Source organism: Pseudomonas sp. FP453, from assembly GCF_030687495.1.
Taxonomy (GTDB): domain Bacteria; phylum Pseudomonadota; class Gammaproteobacteria; order Pseudomonadales; family Pseudomonadaceae; genus Aquipseudomonas.
Window position 1 is genome coordinate 6,078,571 of the sequence record NZ_CP117435.1, and the last position, 23,460, is coordinate 6,102,030.

18 protein-coding genes and 1 pseudogene are annotated in these 23,460 nt (G+C 64.5%); 8 read left to right on the forward strand and 11 right to left on the reverse strand.

All coding sequences use genetic code 11. The features are described 5' to 3' along the window. Nucleotides 1–13: 13 nt before the first annotated feature. Both PSH87_RS27835 and PSH87_RS27840 read left to right on the forward strand, forming a co-directional pair. Entirely contained in the window at nt 14–394 is a 381-nt protein-coding gene (locus PSH87_RS27835; protein WP_003176922.1) for a RidA family protein, read from the forward strand. A 56-nt stretch (nt 395–450) separates the two neighbouring features. Further along, nucleotides 451–1,194 (forward strand): hypothetical protein, encoded by a 744-nt coding sequence (locus PSH87_RS27840; protein ID WP_017735755.1) that lies wholly within the window; start codon nt 451–453, stop codon nt 1,192–1,194. Between the two features lie 125 nt (nt 1,195–1,319). Here PSH87_RS27840 and PSH87_RS27845 read toward each other — a convergent pair whose 3' ends face one another. Further along, the gene (locus PSH87_RS27845) at nt 1,320–2,171 is read right to left on the reverse strand and encodes an SDR family oxidoreductase (protein WP_305431845.1); all 852 of its coding nucleotides are present in this window, start codon (nt 2,169–2,171) and stop codon (nt 1,320–1,322) included. Between the two features lie 188 nt (nt 2,172–2,359). Between PSH87_RS27845 and exbB the strand changes: the two genes are divergently transcribed. From exbB to PSH87_RS27875, 6 genes and pseudogenes are all read left to right on the forward strand, one after another. Beyond that, nucleotides 2,360–3,331: a tonB-system energizer ExbB gene (exbB, locus tag PSH87_RS27850; RefSeq protein WP_026136668.1), complete on the forward strand. Its 972-nt coding sequence runs from the start codon at nt 2,360–2,362 to the stop codon at nt 3,329–3,331. A gap of 6 nt (nt 3,332–3,337) precedes the next feature. Further along, the gene (exbD, locus tag PSH87_RS27855) at nt 3,338–3,763 is read left to right on the forward strand and encodes a TonB system transport protein ExbD (protein ID WP_017735752.1); all 426 of its coding nucleotides are present in this window, start codon (nt 3,338–3,340) and stop codon (nt 3,761–3,763) included. Beyond that, entirely contained in the window at nt 3,760–4,506 is a 747-nt protein-coding gene (locus tag PSH87_RS27860) for an energy transducer TonB (RefSeq protein WP_017735751.1), read from the forward strand. The genes exbD and PSH87_RS27860 overlap by 4 nt, the downstream gene beginning before the upstream one ends. Nucleotides 4,507–4,676: 170 nt before the next feature. Then, a pseudogene (locus PSH87_RS27865) lies at nt 4,677–5,598 on the forward strand (LysR substrate-binding domain-containing protein). Nucleotides 5,599–5,606: 8 nt separating this feature from the next. Further along, complete coding sequence (recG, locus tag PSH87_RS27870) at nt 5,607–7,682, forward strand: ATP-dependent DNA helicase RecG (RefSeq protein ID WP_257781775.1); 2,076 nt, start codon at nt 5,607–5,609, stop codon at nt 7,680–7,682. A gap of 77 nt (nt 7,683–7,759) precedes the next feature. Beyond that, on the forward strand, nt 7,760–9,160 hold the full coding sequence (locus PSH87_RS27875) for an aminoacyl-tRNA deacylase and HDOD domain-containing protein (protein WP_305431847.1): 1,401 nt from the start codon (nt 7,760–7,762) through the stop codon (nt 9,158–9,160). A 106-nt stretch (nt 9,161–9,266) separates the two neighbouring features. Here the strand turns inward: PSH87_RS27875 and PSH87_RS27880 are convergent, their stop codons facing one another. The 10 genes from PSH87_RS27880 to PSH87_RS27925 form a co-directional block, all read right to left on the reverse strand. After that, the gene (locus PSH87_RS27880; RefSeq protein WP_017735747.1) at nt 9,267–9,641 is read right to left on the reverse strand and encodes a hypothetical protein; all 375 of its coding nucleotides are present in this window, start codon (nt 9,639–9,641) and stop codon (nt 9,267–9,269) included. Nucleotides 9,642–9,764: 123 nt separating this feature from the next. Next, the gene (gene tagQ / locus PSH87_RS27885; RefSeq protein ID WP_305431848.1) at nt 9,765–10,700 is read right to left on the reverse strand and encodes a type VI secretion system-associated lipoprotein TagQ; all 936 of its coding nucleotides are present in this window, start codon (nt 10,698–10,700) and stop codon (nt 9,765–9,767) included. 83 nt (nt 10,701–10,783) lie between these two features. After that, entirely contained in the window at nt 10,784–12,493 is a 1,710-nt protein-coding gene (locus PSH87_RS27890; protein ID WP_305431850.1) for an SUMF1/EgtB/PvdO family nonheme iron enzyme, read from the reverse strand. Beyond that, the gene (locus tag PSH87_RS27895; RefSeq protein ID WP_305431851.1) at nt 12,486–13,664 is read right to left on the reverse strand and encodes an ABC transporter permease; all 1,179 of its coding nucleotides are present in this window, start codon (nt 13,662–13,664) and stop codon (nt 12,486–12,488) included. Before PSH87_RS27895 ends, PSH87_RS27890 begins: the two co-directional genes overlap by 8 nt. After that, on the reverse strand, nt 13,664–14,368 hold the full coding sequence (locus tag PSH87_RS27900; protein WP_305434375.1) for an ABC transporter ATP-binding protein: 705 nt from the start codon (nt 14,366–14,368) through the stop codon (nt 13,664–13,666). The genes PSH87_RS27895 and PSH87_RS27900 overlap by 1 nt, the downstream gene beginning before the upstream one ends. Beyond that, nucleotides 14,368–17,307 (reverse strand): serine/threonine-protein kinase, encoded by a 2,940-nt coding sequence (locus PSH87_RS27905; protein WP_305431852.1) that lies wholly within the window; start codon nt 17,305–17,307, stop codon nt 14,368–14,370. The genes PSH87_RS27900 and PSH87_RS27905 overlap by 1 nt, the downstream gene beginning before the upstream one ends. Then, nucleotides 17,304–18,023 (reverse strand): PP2C family serine/threonine-protein phosphatase, encoded by a 720-nt coding sequence (locus PSH87_RS27910; protein ID WP_305431854.1) that lies wholly within the window; start codon nt 18,021–18,023, stop codon nt 17,304–17,306. Before PSH87_RS27910 ends, PSH87_RS27905 begins: the two co-directional genes overlap by 4 nt. After that, a complete protein-coding gene (gene tagF, locus PSH87_RS27915; RefSeq protein ID WP_305431855.1) occupies nt 18,024–18,677 on the reverse strand; it encodes a type VI secretion system-associated protein TagF in 654 nt (217 codons plus the stop codon). After that, the gene (gene tssM / locus PSH87_RS27920; protein ID WP_305431856.1) at nt 18,674–22,174 is read right to left on the reverse strand and encodes a type VI secretion system membrane subunit TssM; all 3,501 of its coding nucleotides are present in this window, start codon (nt 22,172–22,174) and stop codon (nt 18,674–18,676) included. Before tssM ends, tagF begins: the two co-directional genes overlap by 4 nt. Next, complete coding sequence (locus PSH87_RS27925; protein ID WP_305431858.1) at nt 22,171–23,460, reverse strand: DotU family type VI secretion system protein; 1,290 nt, start codon at nt 23,458–23,460, stop codon at nt 22,171–22,173. The genes tssM and PSH87_RS27925 overlap by 4 nt, the downstream gene beginning before the upstream one ends.

Below are 23,460 nucleotides of genomic sequence, written 5' to 3' on the forward strand. Positions count from 1 at the left end.
CAAGGAGTCACTCATGACCAAGACTGTTATCACCAGCGACAAGGCCCCGGCCGCCATCGGCACCTACTCCCAGGCGATCAAGGCGGGCAACACCGTCTACATGTCCGGCCAGATCCCGCTGGACCCAAAGACCATGGAACTGGTTGAAGGCTTCGAAGCACAGACCGTGCAAGTCTTCGAAAACCTCAAGTCCGTTGCCGAAGCCGCTGGCGGTTCGTTCAAGGACATCGTCAAGTTGAACATCTTCCTCACCGACCTGAGCCACTTTGCCAAGGTCAACGAGATCATGGGCAAGTACTTCGAACAACCTTACCCAGCCCGCGCCGCCATCGGCGTAGCCGCTCTGCCAAAGGGCGCGCAGGTTGAGATGGACGCAATTCTGGTCATCGAGTAAAACACCCGGCGCAGCCTCCACCGGCTGCGCCGACTCCGTTTCAGAAGGATTTCGTAATGCGCAAAGCGCTCGTAGCCACATCATTGCTCACCCTGCTGCTCGGCGGCTGCGCCAGCAACCCCGCCGACCTGGACGTGAGCGGCACCTGGATCAACCAGGTCGCCATCGATGCGGCAGCCAAGGGCGGCCCTTTGCGCGAAGCCCTGCAAAGCTTTGGCCCGAACCTCGAATGGCAGGTCAACACCAAGGCGGCGCAGGCGCGCTACTACAACGGTTTTGAAGTAGCGGAAGGCAAGTTGCTCGGCGAGCAATCCGGCGCCTGGAGCGTGGATTTCTACGGCAGCTCCGCCACCGAACTCAAGCGCAAAGGCAAGCAACTGCTGCAAGCGGCCAACGACAATGAGCCTGAACAGCTGTTCGCCCGCCCCACAGAGCCGGCCCCGGAGGGTGCGCCATTGGGCGCCAACTTCGAACGGGCGCTGTATGCGGCCTACCTGGGTGGCGACTGGAAGATCACCGACGGCTTCGGCAACGGCGCCATCGTGCAATTCCAGGCCAACGGCAAGGTCGTCGGCCTGCCGAATGCTGATCAGTACTCGCTATGCCTGGCGGGTGATTGCGCCTCCATGAGCGGCGGCTACGACAGCATCTGGTTGCAACTGAATGGCCAGGGCAATCCATGGATTTTTGTGCGCAAGGGCGGGCAGCTGGAAATCTTCCAGGCGGTCAACACTGCACAGGCCGATGAAGTACCCCAGTTCACCCCCGGCCCGCGCCAATGGTTGCTGGAAAAGCAATAACCGGACTCACTCCGATCTAAATGTGGGAGCTGGCTTGCCTGCGATAGCGGTGTATCAGTCAACACCTCTGTGGATGTGATACCGCCATCGCAGGCAAGCCAGCTCCCACAGTTTTGGACCGTATTTCAGCCTTTGAGAATCGCCGCGTAACCTTCGCGGTAACTCGGATAGGTCGGCGTCCAGCCCAGCGCTTTAGCCCGTGCATTACTGCACTGCTTGCTCCCCGCACGCCGCACACTGGCGTCATCCGCCCACTCCGTCACGCCCAGGTACTCACGCAACCAATCCACCACCTCGGCCAAGGGCGCCGGCGCATCGTCAACGCCGATGTAGACCTTGTCCAACTGACCGCCCTGCTCCACATGCCGCAGCAAAAAGGCCAGCAAGCCCGCCGCATCGTCCGCATGAATGCGGTTGCCATATAAAGGGGGGTCGATCGCCACGCGGTAGCCTTGGCGTACCTGGGTCAGCAGCCATTCACGGCCCGGGCCGTAGATGCCGGTCAAGCGCACGATGCTCGCCGGGATGCCGCTATCGAGCGCCACTTGCTCGGCTTCCAGCATCACTTGCCCGGAATAGCCCTGCGCCTGGGTGTCGGACGATTCATCAACCCACTCGCCGTTCTGCTGCCCGTACACGCTGCTGCTGGAGACAAACAGCAGGTGCTTCGGCGTCTGGCCGTAGTCGTCCAGCCACTCCAGCACATGCTTCAAGCCCTGCACGTAAGCCGCGCGATACCCCGCCTCGTCGTGGTCCGTCGCGGCGGCGCAATACACCAGGTAATCCACCCCGCCAATCGGCCAGGTCTCCGGGCAATCCTTGTTGAACAGGTCACCGGCAATGCCGATCACCCCATCGGGCAGGCGCGAAATATCGCGACGCAGGCCATGGACCTCCCATTCCGAGGCCAGCAATTGGCTAGCCAGCCGACTACCCACATCGCCGCAACCGGCAATCACAACAGAAGGCGCAGACATTACAAAACTCCGTTCTCAAAGGTCTAGATTAGCCCTCACAGCTGACCGACGGCCAGAAAAAGGACAAATAAAGTTACTGTATTACTTCTGTTAACAAGAATTACTTGCAATAATAAGCACCCATTTGTCCTCGGCCCCCTGGGTCTTGATGGACGATCACCCATTTTTTCTTCTCAGGTCCGGCCAGCATGACACGTAATACAACCCCCGCTTCGCCAACCACGTCCCGCGCCTGGCGCGCGATTGCTGCGCTGTTGTTCAGCGTCCTGCTGGCTCCGACCGCAGCCTTCGCCGACGCCACCGCCCCGGCTGCTCCAGCCGCTGCCGAACACAGCACTGCCGCGCCAGCCGCTGCTCCCGCAGCTGCACCGGCCGCCACCGACCCGGCCCTGGCTGCAGATCCGGCAGCCGCTGACGAAACCGGCGTGGTCCTGGAAGAAGACAACACCCTGGGCATGGCCCACGACCTGTCGCCGTGGGGCATGTACCAGAATGCTGACGTCGTGGTGAAGGCCGTGATGATTGGCCTGGCCATCGCCTCGATCATCACCTGGACCATCTGGATCGCCAAGGGCTTCGAGCTGCTGGGTGCCAAGCGTCGCCTGCGCACTGAAATCGTCCACCTGAAAAAAGCCACCACCCTCAAGGAAGCCAGCGAAAGCGCGACCAAGAAGGGCACCCTGGCCAACACCCTGGTGCACGACGCGCTGGAAGAAATGCGCCTGTCGGCCAACACCCGCGAAAAAGAAGGCATCAAGGAACGTGTGGCTTTCCGTCTTGAGCGCCTGGTGGCCGCCTGCGGTCGCAACATGAGCAGCGGCACCGGCGTGCTGGCTACCATCGGTTCCACCGCACCGTTCGTCGGCCTGTTCGGCACCGTGTGGGGCATCATGAACAGCTTCATCGGCATCGCCAAGACCCAGACCACCAACCTCGCCGTCGTTGCCCCAGGCATCGCCGAAGCCCTGCTGGCTACGGCCCTGGGCCTGGTTGCGGCGATTCCTGCGGTAGTGATCTACAACGTCTTCGCCCGTTCGATTGCCGGCTACAAGGCCCAGGTATCGGACGCGTCGGCAGAAGTCCTGCTGCTGGTCAGCCGCGACCTCGATCACCTGCCTACCGAGCGCAGCTCGCAACCGCACATGGTGAAAGTGGGGTAATCGGCCATGGGCCTGCATTTGAATCAAGGCGACGACGAACTCGTCGAGAACCACGAAATCAACGTCACGCCGTTTATCGACGTGATGCTCGTGCTGCTGATCATCTTCATGGTGGCCGCACCACTGGCTACCGTGGACATCAAGGTCGACCTGCCCGCCTCCAGCGCCAAGCCGGCGCCGCGGCCAGAGAAGCCGGTGTTCCTCAGCGTCAAGGCGGACCAGCGTCTGTTCCTGGGCGAAGAAGAAGTCAAATCCGAAACCCTCGGCCAGGTGCTCGACGCCAAGACCCAGGGCAAGAAAGACACGACGATCTTCTTCCAGGCCGACAAGGGCGTGGACTACGGCGACCTGATGAGCGTGATGGATGCCCTGCGGGCAGCCGGCTACCTCAAGGTAGGCCTGGTCGGACTTGAGACGGCAGCCAAGAAATGATCACGACGCGCCACAAACTGACGCGTTATGGCACAAGCCTCGCTGTCGTGCTGGGCGTGCATGCCGTCGCGATTATCATCGCGCTTCAATGGTCCGCGCCGCATACGGTGCAGTTGCCGCCGGCTGCCATGGTCATCGACCTGGCACCGATGCCCGCGCCGCCACCTCCGGCCCCGCCGAAGGTGATCACGCCGCCGCAACCGCCAGCACCGGTGGAAGAACTGCCATTGCCGAAGCTGGCCGAAGCACCCAAGCCGACAATCCAGGTGCCCAAGCCGGTCAAGCCCAAACCGAAACCGCAGCCGCCCAAGCCGGTGGAGAAAAAGGTCGAGCCGCCCAAGGAGAAACCTTCCGAAGAGCCGCCGAGCGACGCCCCACCGACCAACGCGCCTGCGGAGAAATCGGCCCAGCCGGTCCCTGGCCCATCGCCCCAACAGGTGGCGGCCAAGGCTTCCTGGGAAGGCACCCTGCTCGCGCACTTGCAGAAGTACAAGAAGTACCCGCCCGGCGCCCAGGCCCGTGGCAAGGAAGGCTTGAACCGCCTGCGCTTCGTGGTCGATGGTGAAGGCAACGTGCTGTCCTACGAGTTGGTGGGCCGCTCCGGCAACGCCGACCTGGACCGTGCGACCCTGGACATGATCCGTCGTGCCCAGCCACTGCCCAAGCCGCCGGCCGACATGCTCAAGGGTGGCAGCATCGAGATCGTTGCACCGTTCGTGTACAACATCGAGAAACGCCGCTAAGACAATGTGGGAGGGGGCAAACCCCTCCCACATTTGATTTCATCACCGCATAAAGTCCCTTTCCCACAAAATCCCCGGCATTCCCCGCTCAATCCCCAACAAACTTCTGATAACGTGCGTCTATCGATTGCAGCCGTTATGCTTGGCCCGCAACCTCATGGACGCCCGCTATGACTCTTACAGAATTACGCTACATCGTGACCCTCGCCCAAGAGCAGCACTTCGGCCACGCGGCCGAGCGTTGCCATGTCAGCCAGCCGACGCTGTCGGTGGGTGTGAAAAAGCTTGAAGACGAACTCGGTGTGCTGATTTTCGAGCGCAGCAAAAGCGCCGTGCGCCTCACCCCCGTGGGCGAAGGCATCGTTGCCCAGGCCCAAAAGGTGCTGGAGCAGGCGCAAAGCATTCGCGAGCTGGCCCAGGCCGGCAAGAACCAGCTGACCGCTCCGCTGAAAGTCGGCGCCATCTACACCGTCGGCCCGTACCTGTTCCCGCACCTGATCCCGCAACTGCACCGCGTCGCGCCGCAGATGCCGCTGTATATCGAAGAAAACTTCACCCACGTGCTGCGCGACAAACTGCGCAACGGCGAGTTGGACGCGATCATCATCGCCCTGCCGTTCCACGAGGCTGACGTGCTGACCCTGCCGCTCTACGACGAGCCGTTCCAGGTACTGATGCCGGCCAACCACCCCGTGGACGCAAAAAGCCTCCATCGACGCCGCCCTGCTCAACGACAAGAGCCTGCTGCTGCTCGGCGAAGGCCACTGCTTCCGCGACCAGGTACTGGAAGCCTGCCCGACCCTGACCAAGGGCAACGACGGCGCCAAGCACACCACCGTGGAATCCAGCTCCCTGGAAACCATCCGCCATATGGTCGCCTCCGGCCTGGGCATCTCGATCCTGCCGCTGTCGGCCGTCGACAGCCATCACTACGCCCCCGGCGTGATCGAAGTGCGCCCGCTGACGCCACCCGTGCCGTTCCGCACCGTGGCCATCGCCTGGCGTGCCAGCTTCCCACGGCCCAAAGCCATTGAGATCCTCGCCGACTCGATCCGCCTGTGCTCGGTGGCCAAGCCGCCCGTGGCGAGCTAAGCCCGCGTATGACTGAGCTGTCGCAGGTGTCGGTGACGGCACTCAAGGGTGTCGGTGAAGCCATGGCCGAGAAATTGGCCAAGGTCGGCCTGGAGAATCTCCAGGACGTGCTGTTCCACCTGCCCCTGCGTTATCAGGACCGCACCCGCGTAGTGCCCATCGGCCATTTGCGCCCTGGGCAGGATGCGGTGGTCGAAGGCACCGTCAGCGGCGCCGACGTGGTGATGGGCAAGCGCCGCAGCCTGGTGGTGCGCCTGCAAGACGGCACCGGCGGCCTGAGCCTGCGCTTCTACCATTTCAGCAATGCGCAGAAGGAAGGCCTCAAGCGCGGCACCCGCGTGCGTTGCTACGGCGAAGCGCGCCCCGGCGCATCGGGCCTGGAGATCTACCACCCGGAATACCGCGCCATCACCGGCGACGAGCCGCCGCCGGTGGACACCACCCTCACGCCGATCTACCCGCTCACCGAAGGCCTGACCCAACAGCGCCTGCGCCAACTGTGCACGCAGACCCTGACCATGCTCGGCCCGAAAAGCCTGCCCGACTGGCTGCCGCTGGAGCTGGCCCGCGACTATCAACTGGCGCCGCTGGACGATGCGATCCGCTACCTGCATCACCCGCCGGCCGATGCCGATGTGGACGAACTCGCCCTTGGTCACCACTGGGCCCAGCACCGCCTGGCCTTTGAAGAACTGCTGACGCACCAACTGTCCCAGCAACGCCTGCGCGAAAGCATGCGCTCCCTGCGCGCGCCCGCCATGCCCAAGGCCACCAAGCTGCCGGCGCAATACCTGGCCAACCTCGGCTTCGCGCCGACCGGTGCCCAGCAGCGCGTCGGCAATGAAATCGCCTACGACCTCAGCCAGAAAGAACCCATGCTGCGCCTGATCCAGGGCGACGTGGGCGCGGGCAAGACCGTGGTCGCCGCCCTCGCCGCCCTGCAAGCGCTGGAAGCCGGTTACCAAGTCGCCTTGATGGCACCCACCGAGATCCTCGCCGAGCAGCACTTCATCACCTTCAAGCGCTGGCTCGAACCCCTCGGCCTGGAAGTCGCGTGGCTGGCCGGCAAGCTCAAGGGCAAGAACCGCGCAGCCGCGCTGGAGCAGATCGCCGGCGGTGCACCGATGGTGGTGGGCACCCACGCGCTGTTCCAGGACGAAGTGAAGTTCAAGAACCTGGCCCTGGTGATCATCGACGAACAGCACCGCTTCGGCGTGCAACAACGCCTGGCCCTGCGCCAGAAAGGCGTGGGCGGGCGCATGAACCCGCACCAGCTGATCATGACCGCCACGCCGATCCCACGCACCCTGGCGATGAGCGCCTACGCCGACCTCGACACCTCGATCCTCGACGAACTGCCCCCCGGCCGGACCCCGGTCAACACCGTGCTGGTCACCGATACCCGCCGCGTCGAAGTGATCGAACGCGTGCGCGGCGCCTGTGCCGAAGGCCGCCAGGCGTACTGGGTGTGCACGCTGATCGAAGAGTCCGAAGAGCTGACCTGCCAGGCCGCCGAGACCACCTATGAAGACCTCACCAGCGCCCTTGGCGAACTCAAGGTCGGGCTGATCCACGGCCGCATGAAGCCTGCGGAAAAAGCCGCGGTGATGGCCGAATTCAAGGCCGGCAACCTGCAACTGCTGGTGGCCACCACCGTGATCGAAGTCGGTGTGGACGTGCCCAACGCCAGCCTGATGATCATCGAAAACCCCGAGCGCCTGGGCCTCGCCCAATTGCACCAACTGCGCGGCCGTGTCGGCCGGGGCAGTGCCGCCAGCCATTGCGTGCTGCTGTATCACCCGCCGCTGTCACAAATCGGTCGCCAGCGCCTGGGCATCATGCGCGAAACCAACGACGGTTTTGTGATCGCCGAAAAAGACCTCGAACTGCGCGGCCCCGGCGAAATGCTCGGCACCCGCCAGACCGGCCTGCTGCAATTCAAGGTCGCCGACCTGATGCGCGACGCCGACCTGCTGCCCGCCGTGCGCGACGCCGCGCAAGCCTTGCTGGAACGCTGGCCGGAACATGTCAGCCCACTGCTGGACCGCTGGCTGCGACATGGGCAGCAATACGGCCAAGTGTGACGCCTGACTCACTTATACGACCAACAGCTGTACCAAGCTGGTTATACTCCGTTGACTGTAAGAAATTGGATCAGGCCATGTCAGAAGTAGCCCTCGCCACAGCCCCACTGACCGCCCCGCCGGTCATTCAGGCTCTGCTCGCAAAGCTCGCCATCCCCTACACGGAAGTCACCGAACACCCGGGCTTGAACCCTGCACGAAAGGTTCAGGCGGTGTTGCTGGAAGATGCGGTGGGCGCTCTGATGGTGTTGTTCCCGCAGAACCAATTGCTCGACCTCAACCGCCTCGCCGAACTCACCGGGCGCCGCCTGACAGCCGTGTCGCCCGAGCGCGTCGAGCGCATGCTCGGCAAGCACGCCCTGGCCCTGCTGCCGGGCTTGCCGGCGCTGACCAGCTCGCCGTGCCTGTACGAAGGCAGCCTGCTCAACGAGCCAAGCCTGCTGGTGCATTCGGGTGAAGCCGGGTTGCTGCTGGAGATCGCCAGCGAGCACTTCAAAAGCATGCTCACCAAGGCCAGCGCCGCGCAGTTCGGCGAGCCCCTGAGCAACATCCGTCCGAACCTCGACCGCCCCAATGATGACCGTGAGGAAATCACCCAGGCGATGCAGGCATTCACTGCCCGCCGCATCCAGCAACGCCTGGAAGCGACCATCGAGATTCCGCCACTGGCTGACACTGCGCAGAAGATCATCAAGCTGCGCGTCGACCCCAACGCCACCATCGATGACATCACCGGCGTGGTGGAAACCGACCCGGCCCTGGCCGCCCAAGTGGTGAGCTGGGCCGCGTCGCCGTACTACGCCTCGCCGGGCAAGATCCGCTCAGTGGAAGACGCCATCGTCCGCGTGCTGGGCTTCGACCTTGTGATCAACCTCGCGTTGGGCCTGGCCCTGGGCAAGACCCTGAGCCTGCCCAAGGACCACCCGCACCAGTCCACGCCGTACTGGCACCAGTCGATCTACACCGCCGCCGTGATCGAAGGCCTGACCCGCGCCATGCCCCGCGCCCAGCGCCCGGAAGCCGGCCTGACCTACCTCGCCGGCCTGCTGCACAACTTTGGCTACCTGCTGCTGGCCCACGTGTTCCCGCCGCATTTCTCGCTGATCTGCCGTCACCTGGAGGTCAACCCGCACCTGTGCCACAGCTACGTGGAACAGCACCTGCTGGGCATCAGCCGCGAACAGATCGGCGCCTGGCTGATGCGTTACTGGGACATGCCGGACGAGTTGTCCACAGCCCTGCGCTTCCAGCACGACCCGACTTACGACGGCCAATATGCCGAGTACCCGAACCTGGTGTGCCTGGCCGTGCGCTTGTTGCGCAGCCGTGGCATCGGTTCCGGGCCGGACGCCGCCATTCCCGATGAACTGCTGGAGCGCCTGGGCCTGACCCGGGACAAGGCGGAGGAAGTGGTGGGCAAGGTGTTGGATGCCGAGGTGCTGTTGCGCGAACTGGCCTCGCAGTTCAGCCAGGCCTGAAGACCGCTATCGCGGGCAAGCCCGCTCCCACATTTTGATTTGCGAATGCCGTCAAATGTGGGAGCTGGCTTGCCTGCGATGAATCCACCTCGGTCTACCTGAAAGCCTACTTCTTTTTCTTCGGCTTCAAATACTTGGTCAACCCCTGGAACCAGATCACCAGCGCCGGGTTGCCCTTGATCTGGATCGACTTGTCCTGAATCCCCGTCATGAACGCCAGTTGCTTGTTCTTCGCCTGCATCGTGGCGAAGCCATAGGCGGCATCCTTGAACGCAATCGCAAACGCCGGCGCCGGGTGAACACCCGAGCGGCTGGTGATGCGTTGGTCTTTGACGATGAAGTGACGGGCAACCTTGCCGTCGAGGGTCTGCAACTGGAAGGCCAGGTCTTTATCGCCCAGCTGTTGCTGGAAGGCAGGATTGCTGCGGCTGGCTTTGCCCATCATCAGGCCCAGCACCCACAGGAGAAGACGAAATTTCATGCACACGGCCTCGGGTAATTATTGAGTGGCCGCAGCAGTTTAACGATTTGCAAAAAGAACGCCACCGATCTGGCGCTTTAACGGAAGATCGGCTGGCGTTTGACGCTTATAGCAGCATGTTACTTAAACGTTAGGGCAAGGTACCGGCGCCCAGTCGGTCAGGTTCGGATCGCGGCAAGTGCCTTCGATCTGCGCTTTACCGGCGCTGGCGACCTTCTTGCTTTCAGCCTGGCTGACTTTCACGGTCTGGAAGCTTTTCTCGGTATCGACGGCTTCACGCGGCACCACTGGCAGGGGTGGCTTCTTCGGTGGCTTGACCACTTTGTTGCCTTTGTTGGCTTTGCCCGCCGGTGCAACCACCGTTGCGGTGTCGGCCGTGGCCACGGTGACCACATCGGCACGCTGCACGCTGACTTGTTGCAGGTCTTTTTCGTACGCCTGGTTGTAGTTGTTCAGGTCCTCGGCGGCCTTGCCGTTGACCGCCACGATCAGGTCGTTGGATTCCTTCAGGCCTGCGACGATTTCCGCCAGGCGCTTGCGGCCTTCGGTGTCGTTGACGGTCTTGGCCTTGCGGTCGTTGACCAGCTTGGTGAACGCGCTCTGGTAGCACTGCTGCGACGCCTTGGCGTAGGCGGTGCTGCGGTCGATGTCGGACGCGCTTTTGTTGACGTCGGTGGCGTAGGACGCAATGCGCTGGTTGTCATCGCTGATCTGCTTCTGACGCTCGGTGTAGTAACCCGCCGCGCCACCCGCCAGGGCGCCGCCCGCTGCGCCGATGGCCGCGTTGCGGCCGCGCTTGTCGGAGTCGCCGGTCAGGGCACCCAGCAGTGCACCGCCGGCTGCGCCGAGGGCGGCACCGGTGACGACCGACTTAGTCATGTCCGAATCGGTGCTGCGCAGGTGCTGCACCGGCTCGTAGCAGTTCGGGTAGTACTCGACCTTGGTGCTCGACGCGACCTTGGACGCCGGCGACGTGGCGCAACCGGTCAGCACGGTGCTGAAGCCGGCCGCGATCAACAACAAGTGACGCTTGGAAACCGCCTTACGGGAAAAACGCATAGGTGTGTTCTCTTTTAGTTTGACTTGCCCAGCACGGCCCAACGCCGCCTGAGTCCCTTCCAAGCTCGCCCTACAGCCAGCGCTCATCGCTGACCGCTCGCTGCGAGCAATTCCTTCAAGATCGTCGCCGGGTCGGCCCGCTGTTGCTTGCGGTAGTTGCCGACATGGCGGACGAACAGTGTCGCGCGCGTCACCAGGCTCTTGCCGAGCACCGGCTTGCGATCCAACTCTTCCTTGATCCGTTGAAACTGCGCCTGGATCACCGCATCGGTGTAGCGCGTGCCGGTGGCCAGGTTGTCGATATAGATCGCCACCGCGCCGTCGAGGGCGCTGCGGCCGTTGGTGATGGCCATCGCAAACAGCTGCGCGCTGGCGTCATCCTTGTTGTCCACGGCCTGCTGGCGACTCTTCTGCAAATTGGCCAGGCGGATGTTGTAGTTGCCGATGGTTTCGGCCACCAACGCCGCCGACTGGATCAGGTTGCCCGCCGCTTCTTCGCGTTGCTGGGCGATCAGCGAGACGTTGCGCTTGAGCTCTTCGTTGACCAGCCCCAGCTCGGCTTGCAGCTTGGGATCGGCGCTGGCGGCGATGATGCTGTCCAGGCGCTTGGTCGGGTCCTGGGCGTCGTCGATGGCGTCGGTCAGGGCGGCCAGGCGGCCTTCTTTCTGCCACTGCGCAAACAGTTCCTTGTAGCGCGAACGCGGCGCCGACAGCGCGCCAATCGCCACGCGAAAACCGGTGGTCTCGTTGCTTTGCTCGGTGCCGTCGGCGCCAAACAGCGGGTACTCGCGGCGCATGCCGGTAAACAGCGTGCCCTCGCCTTCCAGGTAGTTGCCGCCTTTGACCACAAAGCCGCCATAGGTGCCCTGGCGACGCCCGGCGTGCACCAGCTGGAAGGATTCCTGGACCATCTCGGCAGCGTTGCCGATCACGTCGAACATGCCGATGGGGTTGGGCAGTTTGGTGCCGATGGGCATCAGGCGCGCGGCCTGGCCGGTGCCGCCAGCGACCTGGTTGAACACTGCGTAGTCGCCCAGCGGGCCGTCGCTGTCGCTGCCTTCGGCGCGGCGCGGGAACAGGCGCCCTTCCAGGTCCTGACGGCTCACCGCCTGGCCGCCACGCGCGGCGAATTCCCATTCAACTTCTGTCGGCAAACGCACAAAACCGACCCCGCCCTCCTCCGCCGACGAACCGCGCCCGCTCACCGGCAGAAGGTCGCGGTGGTATTTCAGCAGCCACGCGCTGTACACCGCCGAGAAGCGCTCCGCTTCAAAGCGCGACAACTTCACCTCTGGCAACCGCCCGGCCATGCCGCTGGGCACGTCGCAGGCCGGCGCCGGTTCGCCACTGGCCAACGACTGCGCCTGGGCCATGACCTGGGCGTATTGGCGAGCAGTCACTTCGTACTTGCCGATGAAGTACAGCATCGGCTTGAGCGGGGTCTTGGCGTCGGTCTTCGGTATCAAGGGCGTGATGACTTTGCTCCACGCCTTGGGCAGGTCCTTGAGGGTGAACTGGCCGTTGATAAAGTCGCGGCGGTAGCCGGAAATGAACGACTGTTGATAACCCGCCTCGCCCTCGGCGAAGGGGTAGCCGAGGCTGATCTCGCGGTCATCCAGGGTGCCTTGGGCCAGCACGTAGACGTAGCGGAACACCATGTTGCCGTCACACGGCAACGGCAGGCTGACGTCGCCTTCCAAGGGTTTTGGATTATCGAGTCTATCGCTCGCTTCATCGGCCCAGGCCATCGAGGCCAGGCTCAGCGCCACGGCGGCGCCCAGTAACTTATACATCTCTGATTCCTTCAGAAGCCTGGATCCGCGCCACTCGCCAACCACCACACAGCGCCGCCACGGCGCTGACGCCCATGACTGCAACCAGGGCCAGGCCGTAATGACGCGCCAACAGGTGGCTGGCGTACTCGCCCGACACCTGCACGAAAAGTTGATTCAAACCCGCCTCGGCCAGGCCATACAGCCCGGCACTGAGCACGGCAGCAAAACCTGCGCTGTACAGCGCTTGCAGCAGCACAAACACCAATAGCCCGCCGGTGGAAAATCCCAACAGGCGCAACACCGACAATTCCCGGCGCTTGCGCGCCACAGCCGCCAGCGCCCCGGCGAAGATTGCCGCAAACGCCCCCGCCAACGCCAAGCCGCAGATCACCCAGAACACGATCGACAGGTTGCGGCTCAACGACTGCACCTGGGCGATGGTGTGCGCCTGGGTCGACACCAACAGGTTCTGTTCGGCGAAAAACACCCGCAATGGTTCAACATCGGTGAGGCTGCGGGCGTACAAGCGAAACGCCGGATAGATCCGCTGCTCACTCGCCGCCTCTCCCGTCCAACCCAACGCCGGCACTGCTCGGCCGTCGCGATAATCTTCCGCCGCTTCCAGCAGGCCCAAGCCGGCAAACAAACCGTCCCGGGCAAAGGCGGCCAGCGGCAACACCGCCAGCACTTGCACGCGTGTGCGCTGGCTCTCGACACGCCCCGCCACTTGCCGCGCAAACAGCGTTTCCAGCCAATCCCCGGGCCGCGCCGCGAGCTTTTCGGCAGCGGTGTGGCTGAGCACAATCTGGTCGAGGCCCTGGGGCATCGGCAGCGCCTGCAGCAACGGATCACCCGGCGCCGTCGGCAGCATTTCCAGGGTCAACGCCCCCACCTGCGCCGTCGCCGCAATCTGCCGCGTACGCGGGACCGCGAAGGCCACTTCACTGCGCTGACCCAACTGCTCGATAAATGCGCTGCTGAATCGACCACCGCCCAGCGGAATAATTTCACGGGTGGCGGGGTCGTTTTCCAAACGTTCGGTCAAACTGCTAACCAGTCCAAATTTCAGGCCGAACAACACCAGCAACGGCGCGATCACCGCCACCAATGCCAACACGGAACACGCCGACAACCACGCGTCGTTGCGGTAGTCCTGCCAGGCCAGGGACGCCACCAGAGCGATGCGCATCAGCACGCCTCCCCAAGGGTGGCGGTGACGCCGCCGTCGGCATCGCGGCGGCAACTGATGCGCCGCACCTGCAAGCCACTGGCGCGGGCCAGCGGTTCGTCATGGGTGGCGATCACACAGGCGGCGCGGTGCTCGCGGGCCTGGGCCAGCAGCGCGTGCATCACACGCTCGGCATTCAACGGGTCAAGGGACGCGGTGGGTTCATCCGCCAGCAGCAGTTGCGGCGCGTGGGCCAGGGCGCGGGCGCAGCTCACGCGCTGGCGCTGGCCCACCGACAACGCCGCAGGTTTTTTCGCCAACTGATCGCTGATTTCCAGTTGCTCGGCCAAGCGCGCGACACTGCCGTCGTCCTTTAACCCCAGCAGTTGCCGAGACAGGGCGATATTCCCGCGCACATCCAGAAAGCCCAGCAGGCCACCGGTTTGCAGCACATACCCCAGGTGCCGGCTGCGCAGCGCCGCCAGGGCCGATTGCTGATCCGCGCGCCACAGCCCGGCAATGTCCTGCTGATGGAATGCAAACCGCCCCACCTGATCCGGCGCCAACACCAGCGCGAGCACATCCAGCAAGGTGCTCTTGCCGCAGCCGCTCGGCCCGACAATCGCCACTTGCTCACCCGCACGCAAATGCAGCGCCGGAATCACCAGGCTATAGCGCTGGCTACCGATGCCCCGGCTCTTGTGCACTGCGCTCAGGTCCAGCATCACGGCAACGTCGACAACGGCACGCGGTACAACGCGTCACCCGGCTCGGCGTCGCCGAAACGCACCCAGTTGGCCTGGTCGTTGTGGAAGGTTTCGTAGAGGCGGATTTTCGAATCCAGCTCATCGATAAAGTCTTCCTGCTCGGCCACGCTCAACGACAACCACAAGTCCTGGGTCATGTTCAGCGACTTGCTGCGGTACGGCAGACCTTCCAGGTATTCGCCAAGCAGGCCGCCATCGGCGAGGTTGCCGCCCTTGCGCAAGGCTTGCGGGTCGCGGCTCATATAGGCCGAGGCGCTGGCGATTTCCTGGAAGAAATCCTTCGGCGAGGTCTGGGTCTTGCGCGCGGCGTCGACGATCAGTTTCAGCGACTGCTGCAAGTCGTTGAGCTGCAATTTGGTCAGCATCACGCACACCTGGAACGCCGGCAGCGCCGGGTTGGTGAGGTCGCGGTCGGCAGTCCAGGCGCTGACCAGTTGCGGCGCCTGGCTCGCGGTTTTGTGCCCGAGGAAGTCCATGTGCATGGCATAACCGACGGCGGCGGATTTGTCCGCCAGACTCGGCGCGCTGCCCAGCAACGGCGACGGCTGTGGCGTGTTGCTGCGCACCTGATGCACGAGGTTGGCGAACACCGTGCCGATCTCATCCACACGCTGGCCCAACTTGCGCACATCGCCCCCCGGCACCGCCGTGTAGAGGTCGCCGATCTGCGGGTTGGCGTCGGCGGTAAGGATGCGGTACTGGCTCTCGGCACCGGCGTGGGTGGCCTTGCCGGCGTCGGTGCGCAGGTGCAGGGCGTAGATCTTGATCTGCTTGCCCAACGCCGCCTGACGCACTTCGGCCTCGTTCATCTGGGTAGCGGCGAACGGGTCGTTCTTGCGCAGTGCGCCGGCGTCGGTGACCAGCAGGATGATGCGCCCGCCGTAGCCCGACCAATCCATGCCATCGACGGCCTGCATCACGCCGGCAAACGCGTCTTCGTTGAAGGAATGGCTGGAGACGGTGGACGCCTTGACCTGCCGCGCCATGTCGAGGAAGCGCTGCGGGTCGCGGCCCTGGTCCAGGGTGATCAGGGTCTTGGCCACGTATTCCAGGCCCGGCGTCTTTTTCACGCTGCTGCGAAAACCGACCATGCCAAAGCTCACGCTGTCCAACTCGCCCCGCTCGGCGATGCGGGTTTGCAGCTCGTGCACGACGTCGCGGACCTGGTCGATATAGGGCTGCATCGACACGGTGGTATCCACCACCAACACCACGGCGGTGCGGAAGGCATCGGCATTCGCCACCGGTTTGGCGGCGCGGATGCCCGGGTCGATGGACGCGACATTGAGCAACTGCACCGGCTGGCCGTTTTCGTCAAAGCTCTCCTTGGCGTCGAAGATCGGCAACAGGTAGAACTGGTTCTGCGGCACGGCGCTGGCGGTCGGTTCCAGGGCCAGGACCTGGCTGTTGTCGTCGCTGTTTTTCTGCGCCTTGGCCAAGGCGCCCTTGGCAGCGGCGGGATCGGCCAAGAGCTTTTCCACCTCAGCCGATTGGCGCAGGAACATCACCGGCGCGCGGCCCGAGCGCTCGGTGAACTTGAGCACCAGGCTCTGCTTCCAGTCACTGACCTGGGCCGCCGGCAACCAACCGTCGCTGCGCCCATCGGTGGCGGCGCCGACACGCACCCATGGGCTGCCGTCGATGTCCTTGCGCTGGTACACATAGAGCACGGAGAACGCCGGCAAGGCTTTGCCCGGCGCACTGCCGGCGTCGCTGGAAAGCTTCGCGCCGGGCTTGCTCAGCACACGTTGGAACAGGGTTTTCTTGCCCGCCATCAGCAGCGGGCGCTGGCCGCCGTCCACGTCGGGCGCGACCGGTGCCCCGCTCGGCACTGCTGCAATCGGCGGCTTAGCCACCGGTGCATCACTGCCGCTCAACCACCAATAACTGGCACCACCAATCGCCAACGCCACCGCCACGGCAACCGCCGCCAGCGCCAGCACCGGGCCACGGCGCTGTTCGCTGTGCTGGGTCGGCGGCACCACCGGTTGGCGCAGCGGCTGGGGTTTGTCGGTGGGGATCTCGATGGATTCCGGCGTAATCCCCGCCAGATCAAAACTCATCGGGATCGGCAGCGGCCGCACCAAGGTGGCCTCCGGCGCATCCATCGGCAATTGATCCAGCGCCAGCAACAACGCCGCCGCATCCGGGAAGCGTTCGGCGGGATCTTTAGCCAACAGCTTGCGCAGCACGCTCTGATAACGGCCATGGTGCACCGGCAATTCCGGCAACGGCTCGGTCAGGTGCGCCAGCGCCGTCGACAGCGCATCAGTGCCGCTGTAGGGCAGCTTGCCGACGAGGATTTCATACAGCACCACACCCAGCGCATACAGGTCGGCGCGGCCGTCGATCTCCTGGCCCCGCGCCTGTTCCGGGCTCATGTAGCTCGGCGTGCCCACGGCAAAACCAGCCTGGGTGAACTGGGTGCGGTCGTCCAGGGACTTGGCGATGCCGAAGTCCGACAGCACCGCTGTACCGTCCGCGCGAAACAGGATGTTTGCCGGCTTGACGTCACGGTGCACCAAGCCTTGCGCGTGGGCATAACCCAGCGCCGAAGCGATCTGGCGGATCAGCGTCACGCCCTGTTCCGGCGTCATGCCGGCGGCGATGCGCTCCTTGAGCGTGCCGTTGGGCAGGTATTCCATGGCCATGTAATACAGTTCACTGACGTTGCCGATGTCATGGATGGTCACCGTGTGCGGGTGCGAGAGGCGCGCCAGGGTCTTGCCCTCACGCAGGAAGCGCTCGCAGAAGGTCGGGTCGGCCGCCAGCGCCGCCGCCATCACCTTCAACGCCACCTTGCGCTCCAGCGAGCGCTGGGTCGCCAGGTACACGCTGGCCATGGCGCCTTCGCCGATCTCGCCGTGGATGTCGTAGCCGGGGATCAGGATATTCATGCCGAGACCTTCACGACGATGGTGGTGATGTTGTCCGGCGCGCCCCGGTTAAGCCCCAGGTGCACCAGGCTGCGCACGATTTCGTCCGGTGCGTCATGGCTGAGCACCTCGCGGATCTCGTGGTCTTCGACGGTCTTGTTGAGGCCGTCGCTGCACAGCAGGTAGCTGTCACCGGGCGCGATCAGCAGGTCGATCACCGCCAGTTCCAATTGCGCTTCGACGCCAATGGCGCGGGTGACGATATTGGCGCGCGGGTGCACGCGGGCATCGGCTTCGCTGAGCAGGCCGCTGTCTTGCAGGTCTTGCACGTAGCTGTGGTCGCGGGAGATACGCTCCAGCACGCCGTCGCGCAGGCGGTACAGGCGGCTGTCACCGGCCCACACGCACACGCCGCGCAAGCCGCGCGCGGCCAGCAGCACCACGGTGCTGCCCATCAGGGTCACGCCACGGTTGGCGGTTTCTTCACGCACGGCGGCGTTGATGCGGATCAGGTCGTTGCGCAGCGCCGCCGAATACTCCTCAAGGGAGCGGCCCGGCGGCACCGTGCGCAGGCTGTCGACGATCAGGCTACTGACGTAATCCCCCGCCGCATGCCCGCCCATACCGTCGGCGACCACCCACAGGCGGTTTTCCGGCAGGTCCAGGCACGCGTCTTCGTTGACCTGGCGCACCATGCCCACATGGCTTTTGCTCGCGGATTTGTACGTCGCGCCCATCTACACCACACCTTCTTGTCCGAGCAAAAACTGCGCAAAATCGTCGGTGGCAGGCAAACCCTGGCACCGCAATAAACCTGGAGCAATCCGTTCAGAACCGCGCCCCCACCACAGGCTCGCGCCTTCGCAGGCCTGTTCGGCGAGCGCGGTCATGCGCCCGTGGGGCAAGGTGGCGGCCACCCGTTGCAGGCCGGCGAAACGGCTGTCCACCGCACGCGGTTCGGTCAGCGGCACGCCGAGTGCGTCGATGCCGGCGTTGAAGCCTTCAAAGGTCGCGCCGCTGTCGAGGGTACTGAGCAGCAGCTCTTCGGCCTGTTCAAACCAGGTGTCCGGCCCGCCGACGAGGGACGCCGGGTTGGTGTCGTGGTCGAGCAACGTGACCACCGCCAACGGGAAATAGCGCCCGACCCGATCAATGCTCGGCATCACCACGCCCGCCGCCGCATCCGGCCCGCACACGCCCGGCGCCAGCACAAAGCGCCACAGCGGGCTGACCAGGTACACGTTGAGCCAGTCGCCCCCCAGGCGCTGTTGGCTGGCGAGCAAACCCGCCGCCAGCCAGCTGTCCCACGGGCCGACAAAACTCTGGGGCAAGGCGCGGCTGACAAAGTCGCCACGGCTGGCCAACTTGCCGTAGAAACCCACCATCGTCATAACCGCTCCGGCAGGCTGAAGCCGCTGAGCACACGGCTCTTGAACGGGTTGAACGCGCTGTTGGCGCGCAACTCGTAGGCAATGCTCGCGCCATCCACGCGCAGGCGCAGGTTGAAGCGGTCTGGCGAGTTGCCGGCGCTGAGGTCCGATTGCTCCAGCAGGCGGAACCACGCCCACGGGCCATCCAGGGTCACGCCGGAACGGCCACTGGCGGCCGGCGGCAGGATCGACAGGCGCACCACGCCGATGCTGCCGGGGTTCGGCCATTGCATGGCGACCGGGCGACTGGGACCGTGGTCGTAGCTCAGTTGCTGGCCGTCGAGGTCGAGCAGGAACTGGGTGATGGTCGGGTCCATCGACACCGGCTTGAGTTCGAAACGCACGATGGGTTGGGTGCCGCCCGCGCGGAAGAACGCATCACGAATCGTCGCGGCCCGCTGGAAGGTTTGCAGCACACCCGGCGCAATCCCCAACTTCTGCGCCGCGCCCGGCTGCCAGCGCCAGGTCTGCGCGGACGTGTCCACGTAAGGCTGCAAGTACTTGCGGAAGTAGTTGTCCATCACCCCGCCGACGCCGAAGAACATGCCGAAATCATCCAGCGTCGCGTCCCGCGCACTGCCCGGCGACATCGGGTAACGACCCGCCAGCGACTGGCGATACACGTTGACCACTTCGCTCATCCACGCCGCGTTCAACTGGTTGCGCACGCCACCCATCATGCTGTTGGTGGTGGAGTTGACCACCGACTTGACCATGCCCTGCACCAATGGCGGCTGGCGTTCGGCATTCAGGCTGACCCGCGTGGCCGCAGCCGCCGCCTGGTTCTTCGCCTCGCCGAGCAAGGCATCGCCGCTGGCGCCGACCATGGCGCTGACCTGCACATACAGCGCGTTCATGTCCGCCAGCAGGCCGTCGATGGCCGCCGGTTCGCCCTCGTTCTTGCTGACGATGCTGTTGAGTTCGGCAAAGTGCGCGGTCACCGGATCATCCGTTGCCGGCGCTGTATTCGCGCTTGGCTGCTCCTGACCGAGCAGATTGCCCAGGCGCTCCTTGAGCTTGTCCACACCGCCTTCCACCGGCACACCCTTGGCCGCCAACTGGCGTTCTTCGGCTTGCAGATCGGTTTCCTTGGCCACCGCCACCAGCAGCTTTTTCAGCGGCGAGGTCGGCCCGGAAATCACCCGCAGCACATCGGCGGCCTGGGCCACGCTAGTGATGGGCACGAAGTCGATGTCGGCGAGCAGCGCATCCCACTGGCGCTGGTAGTCCTGGAAATACAGGCGGCGCACATCCCCGGCAAGGCTGAGCACGTTTTGCTGATCGGCCTGTTCATGGCCCAGCACCCATTGCTCTTCGGCGAGGGTGCCGGTCTGGTTCAGGCTGCTGAGCAGGAACGCCTGGCGATAACCCTTGGCGGTGAAGAAACCACTCAACGGCTCGCCCAACGGCTTGCCACTTTTACGGCTGAACACCAGCGCCGCATCGCGGCCGGCGGCTTCGTTGAGACGGAAGTCGGGGATGCCTTCCGGCAATTTCTGACGCTTGACCCGGTCGTACACGCGCTGGGCCACCGGCAGTTGCTGCAATTGCCGACGCAGGTCGTCGATCAAGCGCGGATCAAGCCGCGCATTCGGCGGATGACGTTCGAACAGCGCCTGCAAGTGCCCGGCCAGGGCCTGGCGCTGATCCGCCGGCAAGTCGCGGGGCAGGTTGCGGTCCCAGTCGAGGGCGATCCAGGCCTTGATGAAGTCCGGGTCGTAATGCTCGCTGTCGGCGAGCATCAGGTAGGCCTTGAGGCCTTCGTAGAGGAAATCGGAATTGCCGCCGCCGTGCAGTTGCTCCTCGATCCGCGTCACCAAACGCGGCGCGAACACGGCGATCAACAGCTTGCGGTAGACGCTGGCCGACTCGGCTTCAAGCATGTCGCCCTGATACAAGCCCAAGCCTTCGGAAAAGCTTGGCGAATCTCCCGCAAGGTTCTTCACCGCATTGAGCAATGGCAGTACCGCAAGGATGTCGCGTTGCGCCGGGCTCAGGTTTTGCACGGCCTGGCCCAACGGCGCGACCTTCTGGTCGACCTGGGCGATATAGGCCTGGTTGGCGCGGTAACTCACCCACCACAGGCCGCTGACCACCACGACCAACGCCACGGTGGCCGCGAGCACACCACGGGCAATCCACTTGCGCCGCCGCTCGACCTTGGGGTTCACACCCACCAGCCCGCGCTCGGCAAACGCCACGGCGGTGAAGAGTTTTTCGATGAAGTAACTGCGCCCGGTGCCGCTCTGCCGCGCGAGGTGCTGGCGGTCGAGGTTCATGCTCTGCGCCATGGCGCCGATCAGGCGATCAATCGGGCTGCCTTCCTGGGTGCCGCTGGTGAAGTACACGCCGCGCAGCAACACGCGCTCTTCAAAGGCATTGGGTTTGAACACGCCTTCGAGGAAGCTTTGCAGGCAATCCTTCAACGCGCCGAACTGCTGCGGGAAGCCGTAGATCAGGTCGCGCCGCGCCGGGTCGCGTTCCTGTTGCAGGCGCTCCACCAGGCGTTCGTTGAGGCGTTGTTCGAGCCCGGCGAATTCGCTTTGCAGGTGGGCCAGCGGGCTGTCGCTGTTCTTGCCGTCATCCAGGGCAAAGGTCATGCCCCACACCTGGGCGCGTTCTTCCTTGCTCAGGTTGTCGAAGTACTCCATGAAACCCGGCACCAGGTCGAGCTTGGTGAGCATCAGGTAGATGGGGAAACGCACGCCCAGTTGGGTGTACAGCTCCTGGATACGCAGGCGGATGGCAGCGGCGTGGGCGGCGCGCTCGGCGTCGGTGCCGAGCAGCAGGTCCGACAGGCTGATGGCAATGAACGCACCATCGATGGGGCGGCGCGAACGCTGCTTTTTCAGCAGGTCGAGAAAGCCCAGCCACGCGGCTTTATCCACCGTGGAGTTGCTGTCCTGGGTGGTGTAGCGGCCAGCGGTGTCGAGCAACACGGCCTGGTCGGTAAACCACCAGTCGCAGTTGCGCGTACCGCCGACGCCACGCACCGCGCCGGCGCCCAACTGCGCGGCCAGCGGGAAGTGCAGGCCGGAATTGACCAGCGCGGTGGTCTTGCCCGAACCCGGCGGGCCGATGATCACGTACCACGGCAGCTCGTAGAGGTTGCGCCGCTCATCGCCACCGAGCTTGGCTTTTTTCAGCAGGGCCAGGGCTTCGTCCATGCGCTGGCGCAGGGTGCTGAGTTCTTCGGCGGTGGCCACGCTGTTGGGATCGGCCGGGGTTTCGGCGGCCAGGCTGCGCATCACTTCGGCGGCTTGGCGCTGCGCCTGGACAATGCGCCATATGCGGTAGGCCAGCCACACGCCGAACACCAGGATGATCAGCGCCCAGCGGCGCCCTTCAGGCACCAACACGTCGAGCAACGGCCCGACAAACCAGATGATCAGGCTCAGGGCGATCAGCCCGAGCAACGGGATCACCCAGCGAATCATGAAACTGAACAACGCCTTCACTCGACGCCCTCCGCCAATACGGTGATTTCAACCCGACGATTGCGGGCGCGGCCTTCGGCTGTGCTGTTGGTGGCGACAGGCTCGGTGTCGCTGCGCCCTTCGGCGCTGAAGCGCTCGCCCTGGCCGGTCTTCGCCGCGAGGATATCCAGCACCGATTTGGCCCGTGCCTCGGACAGCGCCCAGTTGGACGGGAAGCGCAGCGTGGCAATCGGGCGGTTGTCGCTGTGCCCGGTGACGCGCACCTGGCCCTTCACGTTGCGGATGGCATCGGCGATGCGCAGCATCAGCGGCTGGTAGTCATCGACAATGCTGGCGCTGGCGGAGGCGAAGAGTTCGTCACCGCGAATGGTCACCACCGAGCGGTCCACCGCATCTTCCACGGCCACCCGACCGGCCTTGATGTCGTCCACCAAAAAACCCGCCAGGCGTGGCCGCTCGATGACTTTCGGCTGGGCCACGGGGCGGTCGATGGCCTGCACCGGGATCTCGCCCAGGGCATGGATATTCTTGAACACTGGCTCCGCATCCGCCGCCAGCTTGAGGCGCAAACCGAACAGCAGCGCCAGCAACAGCGCCACACCGATGGCCACGGTGATCCACGGTGGCATGAATTGCGCCAGGCGATCCCGCGCCACAGTGACGCCACGCCAATGGGGCGACAGCTCACGTTCGTGTTCGCCACGGGCGCTGCGAATCGCCGCCGCCGTGCGCTCGCGCAAGGCTTCCAACTGGCTGCGCCCGTCGCTCATCACGCGGTAACGGCCTTCGAAACCCAGGCACAGGCACAGGTACAGCAACTCCAGCAGGTACAGGCGTTCCCGTGGGCTTTGCAGGCAATGGTCGAGCAACTGGAAGACTTTTTCGCCGCCCCAGGCTTCGTTGTGCACGGTAATCAACAGGCTTTGCTTGCCCCAATCACTGGTGCTGCCCCACGGCGTACTCAACACCGCTTCATCGAGGGCGGTGCACAGCGCGTAACGCGCCAGCAGCACTTCGTTGCGGGCGATGCCGGCCGCTTCGGCGCGCTCTTCGAACTGGCGCAGGTACGCCAGCAATTGCGCGCGCAGGCTGGCTGGCGCCGGGTGGGCGATGGTATTGCGCAGGCGCGTCAGCAGCGCCAGCAACGGGCCGGCGGCGCTTTCCAGGGGGTTGAGGCCCTGGCCCTTGCCGGTGAGCATCGGCGCGGCCGGCACCGACAAAGGCGCAGGCTCGGCACGCGCAGGTTCCGGCGCGCGGCCACCGGGACGCGGCATGAACTGGGTGCGATCGTCATCATTGGGGTGCAT